Origin of the sequence: Bradyrhizobium sp. 62 (assembly GCF_023073035.1) — a bacterium.
Lineage (GTDB): Bacteria > Pseudomonadota > Alphaproteobacteria > Rhizobiales > Xanthobacteraceae > Bradyrhizobium.
In genome coordinates, this window is record NZ_JADPIT010000015.1 from 1,603,400 (window position 1) to 1,612,132 (window position 8,733).

General features: G+C 63.5%; 8 protein-coding genes. 7 read left to right on the forward strand and 1 reads right to left on the reverse strand.

The annotated features are described in order from the left end of the window. The first annotated feature begins 65 nt into the window (after positions 1-65). Together IVB47_RS18390 and IVB47_RS18395 are read left to right on the forward strand one after the other, a co-directional pair. A complete protein-coding gene (locus tag IVB47_RS18390; protein WP_027565492.1) occupies positions 66-569 on the forward strand; it encodes a GFA family protein in 504 nt (167 codons plus the stop codon). Between the two features lie 108 nt (positions 570-677). Next, a complete protein-coding gene (locus IVB47_RS18395; protein ID WP_247284679.1) occupies positions 678-2,339 on the forward strand; it encodes a thiamine pyrophosphate-binding protein in 1,662 nt (553 codons plus the stop codon). A gap of 199 nt (positions 2,340-2,538) precedes the next feature. On the opposite strand, the gene IVB47_RS18400 is transcribed toward IVB47_RS18395, so the two are convergent. After that, positions 2,539-3,918, reverse strand: coding sequence for an LLM class flavin-dependent oxidoreductase (locus IVB47_RS18400; protein WP_247463018.1), 1,380 nt, complete (start codon positions 3,916-3,918; stop codon positions 2,539-2,541). 241 nt (positions 3,919-4,159) lie between these two features. On the opposite strand from IVB47_RS18400, the gene IVB47_RS18405 reads away from it, so the two are divergent. The 5 genes from IVB47_RS18405 to IVB47_RS18425 all read left to right on the forward strand — a co-directional run. Further along, a complete protein-coding gene (locus IVB47_RS18405) occupies positions 4,160-5,569 on the forward strand; it encodes a M20 family metallopeptidase (protein ID WP_247357889.1) in 1,410 nt (469 codons plus the stop codon). Positions 5,570-5,668: 99 nt separating this feature from the next. Next, the gene (locus IVB47_RS18410) at positions 5,669-6,580 is read left to right on the forward strand and encodes an amino acid ABC transporter substrate-binding protein (RefSeq protein WP_027565488.1); all 912 of its coding nucleotides are present in this window, start codon (positions 5,669-5,671) and stop codon (positions 6,578-6,580) included. Positions 6,581-6,695: 115 nt separating this feature from the next. Next, a complete protein-coding gene (locus tag IVB47_RS18415; RefSeq protein WP_247463020.1) occupies positions 6,696-7,427 on the forward strand; it encodes an amino acid ABC transporter permease in 732 nt (243 codons plus the stop codon). Between the two features lie 4 nt (positions 7,428-7,431). Further along, positions 7,432-8,124 (forward strand): ABC transporter permease subunit, encoded by a 693-nt coding sequence (locus IVB47_RS18420; RefSeq protein WP_247463022.1) that lies wholly within the window; start codon positions 7,432-7,434, stop codon positions 8,122-8,124. Positions 8,125-8,132: 8 nt separating this feature from the next. After that, positions 8,133-8,733: amino acid ABC transporter ATP-binding protein (locus tag IVB47_RS18425; RefSeq protein ID WP_247463024.1), on the forward strand; the 601-nt coding region annotated here is incomplete at its 3' end.

Here is an 8,733-nt window from a genome sequence, read left to right on the forward strand (position 1 = left end):
GAGTTATTGTGTTGCCCCGACGGACACCACGAATTCCGTCATTGCGAGCGATGAGGGAAGCACCCATGGCCAAAGCCGCAGCCGCCGCAGGAGTTGCCACCGGCCAATGCCTCTGCGGCAAGGTCACCTTCGAGATCGACGTCCCCGCACGCTGGGCTTGGCACGATCACTCCGCTGCCAGCCGTCGCGCCCACGGCGCTGCCTATGCGACCTATGTCGGAAGCTGGAAGAAACGGTTTCGCATCACCGCAGGCAAGACGGCGCTGACCCGCTACGAAGATAAGACAACGAAGACCGCGCGCAGCTTCTGCGCGCATTGCGGCACGCCGATCGCATATGAGCGCCCGCGCGGGCCGCACATGGTCAACATCCCCCGTGCGCTGTTTAGGGAACGCACCGGCCGCCAGCCGCTCTATCACATTGCGATCGAGGAGCTGCAGGAATGGACCTATACCGGCGAGCCGCTGGTACCGTTGAAGGGCTTTCCCGGTGTGGTCTGGCAGCGCTCGAAAAAGAAGAAGCGGGCGGGCGGCGAGGATCCGTTCGAGCTGGGGCGCGAGGAGATGTAGCGTGCTGCGCCCACGCAACGCAGCCATGACCGCGCTTCCTTGCGCGCCTCCCGCGATTTCGGCCATCATGCTTCCTGCCTTGCGGCAACGTCCGCCTCTGGAGGAAACATGAAGAACAAGATCACCGGCCGCTCCGCCTTTCTCGCGCTGCTCAAGGACGAGGGCATCACGCATCTGTTCGGCAATCCCGGCACCACCGAACTGCCGATCATGCACGCGCTGAAGGACCATCCCGATCTCACCTATGTGATGGCGATGCAGGAGAGCCTGGTGGTGGCGATCGCGGATGGCTATAGCCGCGCCTCCGGAAAGCTCGTCGCATGCAACGTCCATGTCGCGCCCGGCCTTGGCAACGCGATGGGCTCGCTCTACAACGCCCAGTTCACGGGCACGCCGATGATCCTCACCGCGGGCCAGCAGGAGCAGGGCCACGGACTGATGGAGCCGGTGCTCTACGGCCCGCTGGTGCGCATGGCCGAGCCGCTGGTGAAATGGGCGGTCGAGGTGACCCGGCTCGAGGATCTGCCGCGCATCGTGCGCCGCGCCGCAAAAGTCGCGACCACGCCGCCGACCGGGCCGGTGTTCATTTCGTTGCCCGGCGACATCCTCAACAGCGAGGCCGGTATCGATCTCGGTCGCTCCACCCGCATCGACGCTCGCACAAGGCCATCGGATGAGGCACTCAAGGCGTTCGCCGCGCGACTACTGAGGGCCGAGCGTCCCGTGATCGTCACCATGGACGAGGTGGTGAAGAGCGATGCGCTGAAGGAGGCCGCCGAACTCGCCGAGCTTTTGGGCGCGGCCGCGTACCAATCCTCGACGCCCTACGGCTCGCACTTCCTCTCGGAGAGCCCGAGCTTCGTCGGCACGCTGGCACGGGTTCAGAAAGTCGCGCGCGACACGCTTGCGCCGTACGACCTCTTGATCGCGCTCGGCGGCGATCCCCTGCGGATGTCGGTCTACAGCGAGGTCGATGCGCTGCCGGAGGGCCTTGGCATCGTGCAGATCGGCCTCGGCGATTGGGAGATCGCCAAGAACTACGGTGCCGAGATCGCGCTGAAGGCGGATTTGAAGGAAACGCTGCGCGCGCTGATCCCGGTGTTGAAGGAGATGGGCGGCGCTGCCCTGGCGCAACGTGCGAGGCAACGTCTCGCCGAGCTCGCGCCGAAGAACTGGACCGCAAGGCGCACCGCGCTGGTCGAGCAGATCGGGAAGGCCGCGAACCGCAGCCCCATCGATCCGGACTGGCTGGTGCTGCAGATGGTCGAGGCCATGCCAGCCAATGCCATCCTCGTTGACGAAGGCCTCACTTCGAGCCGCCAGATCACGGCGCTGCGTGCGCACCGCGACCGCTTCGGCTATCACGGCCTTGCCTCCGGCGGCATCGGCTGGGGCCTGCCGGCCTCCGTCGGCGCCAGCATCGCCAATCCCGATCGCCCCGTCGTCTGCTTCTCTGGCGACGGCAGCGCGATGTATTCGATCCAGTCGCTGTGGACGGCGGCGCATCACAAGCTGCCGCTCAATGTGGTCATTGCCAACAATGGCGGCTACCGCATCATCAAGCAGCGTCTGCTCGCCTTCCATGGCGACGACAATTACGTCGGCATGGATTTTGTCGATCCGCCGGTGGATTTCGCCGGCGTGGCGAAGGCGTTGGGATGCGAGGCGATTAAGGTCAGCGACCCCCGAGAGTTGAAGGCGACGCTGGTGTCGGCGTTCGGCCGGCCTGGCACGAAGCTGATCGAGGTGATGGTGGACGGGAAGGTGTAGGGCAGGTGCCTCCACCGTCATTGCGAGGAGCACTTGCGACGAAGCAATCCAGACTGTCTCCGCGGACAGATTCTGGATTGCTTCGCTTCGCTCGCAAGATTCTGGATTGCTTCGCTTCGCGCTCGCAGCCTGGATTGCTTCGCTTCGCTCGCAATGCGGAAAATTGGAGGAAGCCATCATGTCCCAAAGAGCGGTGGCTCTACCCCTTCCTCCCCACCCTGAACCCCGCCGCCGGATGCGGCGCACCCAGCCTTGCACGCCCGTCACCGAACAGCTTCTCCCGCAGCGTGCCCCGCGCGTACTCGGCCTTGTACCGCCCACGCCGCGTCAGCTCCGGCACCAGCATGTCGGCGATGTCCTCGAAATCGCCGGGTGAGATCGCGAAGGCGACGTTGAGGCCGTCGACATCGGTCGCCTCGAACCACGCCTCGATCTTGTCCGCGACCATCTCCGGCGTGCCGACCACGACGGGACCGGCGCCGCCGACGCCGACATGCTCGATGACGTCGCGCACGGTCCAGACGCGATCGGGATCGGCCCGGGTGACGTTATCGAGCGCGCTGCGGCCGGCATCGTTCTGAACATGGCGCACCTGCTGATCGAGCTCGTAGCCGGAGAAGTCGATTCCGGTCCATCCCGACATCAGCGCGAGCGCGCCCTCGGGGCTGATGTGGCGGCGATAGTCGGCGTATTTTTCGTTCGCCTCGGCCTCCGTCCGCCCGAGGATGATCGTCATCATCGAGAACATCAGGATTTCCGCCGGATTGCGGCCGAACGCGGCGGCCTCCTGACGGATCGCCGACACCCGCGGCGCGATCACCTTGGCCGACGGTCCCGACATGAACACGCATTCGGCGTGCTGTGCCGCGAACCTCCGTCCGCGCGGCGAGGTGCCGGCCTGGTACAGCACGGGCGTCCGCTGCGGCGACGGCTCGCTCAGATGGATGGTGTTGTTGATGCGGTAGTTGGCGCCCTCGTGGTTGACGCGATGAACTTTTGTGGGATCGGTGAAGATGCCGCGCGTACGGTCGCGCAGCACGGCGTCGTCCTCCCAGCTTCCTTCCCAGAGCTTGTAGACGACCTCCATATATTCGTCGGCGATCTCGTAGCGGTCGTCGTGCCCGATCTGCTTGTCCTTGCCGGCGCCGCGCGCGGCGCTGTCGAGATAGCCGGTGACGACATTCCAGCCGATACGCCCCTCCGTAAGATGATCGAGCGTCGACATCCGCCGCGCGAACGGATAGGGCGGCTCGAAGGAGAGATTGCTGGTGACGCCGAAGCCGAGGTTCTGCGTGACCGCCGCCATTGCCGACAGCAGCAGCAGCGGATCGTTCGAGGGCGACTGGGCTGCATTGCGCAAGGCTGCGTCAGGACTGTTGCCGTAGACGTCATAGACGCCGAGCACGTCGGCCAGGAACAGCCCGTCGAAACGGCCGCGCTCCAGCGTTTTGGCAAGATCGATCCAGTAGGGCAGGCGGTTATATTCGGCAGTGCGGTCACGCGGATGGGTCCACAAGCCCGGTGATTGGTGCGCGACGCAATTCATCGCAAATGCATTGAGCCTGATCTGCTTGGCCATGATGGTCCCCCGGCGCCCTGTACCGGGCGCTCTTCGAATGATAGAGCTGCGCCCGAACTTGGCGAAGTTCTTGCATATAGCGCGACGTTGGCAAGGCCAAAATCAGCGGCGCTGCCGCGCTTGGCAAGCCAATCTCAAGAGAGCAAGAACGAAATCCCAAGACTATCGAAGTCCCCGCCACTTTCGGAGGCCTGCCCGTATCGGGTATGCTCCTTCGCCTCGCAACCTAAAAAAGAAAATAATGACCAGAGCCGATGCCATCGCCCGCGCCCGTGACGATTTCAAATCCGGCGCGTTCCTCGCTGAACTCGACCGTCGCGTCGCCTACCGGACCGAGAGCCAGAATCCGAACCGGAGCGTCGAGCTGCGCGCCTATCTGGAACAGGAGATGGTGCCCGCTTTCGCCGCGCTCGATTTCCAAAGCCGGATGATCGAATCTCCCAGCGGCAAGGCGCCGTTCCTGTTCGCAGAACACCACGAGAGCGAGACGGCGCCAACCGTGCTGATCTACGGCCATGGCGACGTCGTCGACGGCATGGAAGGCGAGTGGCGCGACGGCCGCGATCCCTGGCGCACCACGGTTTCGGGCACGCGTCTTTACGGTCGCGGCACGGCCGACAACAAGGGCCAGCACAGCATCAACATGGCCGCACTCCGCGCGGTGCGCGAGGCCCGCGGCGGCAAGCTCGGCTTCAACGCCAAGTTCATCGTCGAGATGGGCGAGGAGATCGGTTCGCCGGATCTCGGCAAGGTCTGCGATCTCAATCGCGATGCGCTCAAGGCCGATCTGTTCATGGCCTCCGACGGGCCGCGCCTGTCCGCCGACCGTCCCACCCTGTTCCTCGGCTGCCGCGGCGGCATCCGCATTCATCTCGATGTGACCCTTCGCGACGGCGGCCATCACTCCGGCAATTGGGGCGGTGTGCTCGCCAACCCCGCGACCATTCTGGTCAACGCGATCTCGACGCTGGTCGATGGCCACGGCCGCCTTCAGCTGGATGCGCTGAAGCCGCCGCGCCTCACCAACCAGATCCGCAGTTATCTTGCGGACGTGCAGGTGGTGCCGACCGAGGACGAGCCGGCGTTGGCCGAGGGCTGGGGCGAGGAGGGTCTTTCGGCGGCCGAGCGGCTCTACGCCTGGAACACGCTCGAAGTGCTGGCGATGTCGTCGGGCAATATCGAGAAGCCGGCCAACGCCATTCCCGGCCACGCCAATGCCGTGCTGCAACTGCGTTTCGTGGTCGGCACCAGGATCGATGGGCTGATCGAGGCGATCCGCGCGCATCTGGCGCAGAAGGGCTTTCCGATGGTCGAGGTGCGGGCGGCGCAGAGCTTTGCCGCCTCGCGCACGGATTTCGACAGCCCCTGGATCACATGGGCGGCAGATTCGGTCCGTCAGACCACCGGCAAGGTCCCGGCGGTGCTGCCCAATTTCGGCGGCTCGTTGCCCAACGACGTGTTCTCCGAGATCCTGCGCCTGCCGACGATCTGGGTGCCGCACTCCTATCCCGGCTGCTCCCAGCATGCGCCCAATGAGCACATCCTGCTGCCATTGACCGAAGAGGCCTTGACGGTGATGGCCGGCCTGTTCTGGGATCTCGGGGAATTGCCAAGCCCGCTAACAAGCCCGCTAACGCGCCCGCCGGCCTGAGCCGTTAACCGGAGCCGCGATCCAGCCAAAAGTCACATTCTATTCCAATCCGATCTGTGCTTGCATCCCGCCGGCATCATCCTGAAAGGGGACCCAAAAGTGAAACATTTTCGTAGCATCGGCCTCGCGCTCGCCGCGACCTTCGCTGTCAGCCAGGCCGGGGCCGAGGAGCTGACCGGCACGCTGAAGAACATCAAGGACACCGGCGCCATTACGCTCGGCTTCCGCGACTCCTCGATCCCGTTCTCCTATCTCGATGACAACCAGAAGCCCATCGGCTTCGCGATGGACATCTGCTACAAGATCGTCGACGCCGTGAAGAAGGAGCTCAAGCTCGACAAGCTCGAGGTCAAGCTCAATCCCGTGACCTCGGCGACGCGTATTCCGCTGATGGCCAACGGCACCATCGACCTCGAATGCGGCTCGACCACCAACAATGCCGAGCGGCAGAAGCAGGTTGCCTTCACCAACACCCATTACCTGACCGCCAGCCGCTACGTCTTCAAGAAGTCGAGCGGCCTGAAGTCGATCGACGATCTCAAGGGCAAGACGGTGGTCTCGACCGCCGGCACCACCAACATCAAGCAGCTCACCGAAGCCAATGTTGCGAAAAGCCTCGGCGCTAACATCATCCCGGCCAAGGACCACGCCGAATCCTTCCTGATGGTCGAGACCGACCGCGCCGTCGCCTTCGTGATGGACGACATCCTGCTCGCGAGCCTCGTTGCCGGCTCGAAGTCGCCCGACGACTACGTCATCTCCAAGGACGCGTTCTCCAAGCCTGAGCCCTACGGCATCATGCTGCGCAAGGACGACGCGGCGTTCAAGAAGGTGGTCGATGCGGCGACCGCAGCGCTCTATACTTCCGGGGAAGGCCAGAAGATCTACGAGAAGTGGTTCACCCAGAAGATCCCGCCGAAGGGTCTGAACCTCAACACCCCGATCTCGGCCGAGCTGAAGAACGAGTTCGCCAAGCCGACCGACTCGCCGAACCCGGACGATTATAAGTAAGCTATAACCGCGATCTTTCGATCCGGATCGTGTCCGGCCATCTTGACTCCAAGGTGGCCGGACATTTGCATAGGCGCCAGGACATCCATGACTGGCGCGTTCGCGCGGGGGACACGTGAACTACCACTGGAACTGGGGAATTTTCTTCGAGCCGAACCCGATGGGGACCGGCACCTATCTCGACATGCTGTTGTCGGGCCTGGTGCTGACCCTCAAGACGGGTGCGCTCGCATGGATCATCGCGCTGATCATGGGCTCGATCGTCGGCGTGATGCGCACGCTGCCGTCGAAGGGAGCGTACTGGTTCGGCTTTGCCTATGTCGAATTCTTCCGCAACATGCCGCTGCTGGTGCAGCTCTTCCTGTGGTTCTTCGTGCTGCCGGAACTGCTGCCGAAATCTGCCGGCCTCTGGCTGAAGCAGCTGCCGAATGCGCCGTTCTGGACGGCGGCGATCGGCATCGGGTTCTTCATGTCGGCGCGCGTCGCCGTGCAGTTGCAGGCGGGCATCGGATCGCTCCCACGCGGCCAGAAGATGGCGGCGACCGCGCTCGGCCTGACGACCTTGCAGGCTTATCGCTATCTCTTGCTGCCGATGGCTTTTCGCATCATCCTTCCGCCGCTGACGTCCGAGTTCCTCAACACCATCAAGAACACGGCTGTGGCCATCACCATCGGCTTGCTTGAGTTGACCGGACAGGCGCGCTCGATGCAGGAATTCTCGTTCCAGGTATTCGAGGCCTTCACCGCCGCGACCCTTCTCTATCTCCTCGTCAACGCCGTCGTCGTGACCGCAATGCGCTTCCTCGAGCGCTACGTCGCGATCCCCGGCTACATCACGGGGAAATAGCACCATGTTCAGCAATTTCGATTTCGACGTCATCCGCCGCACGCTGCCTTATCTGTTCTACGAGGGCATGACGTTCACGCTGATGCTCACGGGACTTGCGGCGCTCGGCGGCCTGATCTTCGGCACGGCAATCGCGCTGATGCGGCTGTCTGGCTTCAAGATCCTGGGCCGCATCGCCGGGGTCTATGTCGACTTCATGCGCTCGCTGCCGCTGGTGCTGGTGATCTTCTGGTTCTACTTCCTGGTGCCCTATATCGGGCAGTGGGTGACCGGCGCGTCGCGCCCGATCAGTGTCGGCGCGTTCGCGTCCTCGCTCATCACCTTCATCTTGTTCGAGGCCGCGTACTTCTCCGAGATCATGCGTGCCGGCATCCAGTCGATCTCGCGCGGTCAGCCGGCCGCAGCCAACGCGCTTGGCCTGACCTACGCCCAGACCATGCGCTACGTCGTGCTGCCGCAGGCCTTCCGTAACATGCTGCCGGTGCTGATCACGCAGACCATCGTGCTGTTCCAGGACACCTCACTGGTTTACGTGCTGTCGATCACCGATTTCCTCGGTGCCGCGAGCAAGGTCGCGCAGCGCGACGGCCGTCTGGTCGAAATGTATCTGTTCGCAGCGATCGTCTACTTCACCATTTCCTGTGTTGCGTCCTTCGGCGTTCGCCGCCTGCAGACGCGCATCGCCATCATTCGATAGAGTTTGTCATGATCGAGATCAGCCACGTCGACAAATGGTACAGCCCGAGCTTCCAGGTGCTGACCGACTGCACCACCAGCGTCACCAAGGGCGAGGTGGTCGTGGTCTGCGGTCCGTCGGGATCAGGCAAGTCGACGCTGATCAAATGCGTCAACGCGCTGGAGCCGTTCCAGAAAGGCGACATCAGCGTCGATGGCACCAAGGTCAACGATCCCAAGACCAATCTGCCCAAGCTGCGCTCGCGTGTCGGCATGGTGTTTCAGCATTTCGAGCTGTTTCCGCATCTGAAGATCATCGACAATCTCTGTCTCGCACAGCAGAAGGTGCTCGACCGGTCGCGCGACAAGGCGATGGCAAAAGGCATGCAGCTGCTGGAGCGCGTCGGCCTGAAGGAACAGGCGCAAAAGTATCCCGCGAACCTGTCCGGTGGCCAGCAGCAGCGGGTGGCGATCGCTCGCGCGCTCGCAATGGATCCCATTGTCATGCTGTTCGACGAGCCGACCTCGGCGCTCGACCCCGAAATGGTGAGCGAGGTGCTCGACGTCATGGTGGACCTCGCCCATGAGGGCATGACCATGATGGTCGTCACCCACGAGATGGGCTTTGCCC